1 pseudogene is annotated in these 605 nt (G+C 58.7%); it reads left to right on the forward strand.

The features are described 5' to 3' along the window. Positions 1–605 (forward strand): annotated as a pseudogene (locus tag ACXJ7R_RS35785) (hypothetical protein); the annotation flags it as partial.

The raw sequence follows: 605 nt of genomic DNA on the forward strand, positions 1-605 counted from the left end.
GCGTTCGCTATGTACTGGAAGGCAGCGTCCGAAAGGCGGGGGAGCGCCTGCGCGTAACCGGCCAGCTAGTCGATGCCACCACGGGAAACCATATTTGGGCGGAACGTTACGACCGACCCGCGACCGAGATTTTCGCGCTACAAGACGAGATCACCGCCAGCGTTGTTGCGGCGATAGAGCCGCAGATTTACGCAGCTGAACGCCTTCGCCTTCAAAGTAAGGCGCCGGAGAGTCTCGATGCGTGGGGCTGCGTTGTACGAGCAATGCCTTACATCTGGACATGGGTTATTCAAGACGAGGACACCGGCATCAACCTGCTGAAGCGAGCGATTGAGCTTGATCCCGACTATGCACGCGCCCGCAGCCTACTCGCGTGGGCCTTCGCCACCCGTGCAGTCACCGGTAAATTGGAGTTTGAGCGAGGCATATCCGATGGCCTCGCCTTTGCCCAGGGTGCGATAGATCTTGATCCCGACGACCCGTGGGCCCATTTTGCGGCAGGTTACGTATACTCGTTTTCGAGACGACTTGGGCCGGCGGTGGAGGAACTGAACGAGGCATTGCAGCGCAACCCGAACTTTGCATTTGCCCACATAATCTTGGGT

The organism is Mesorhizobium sp. P5_C1, from assembly GCF_054049815.1.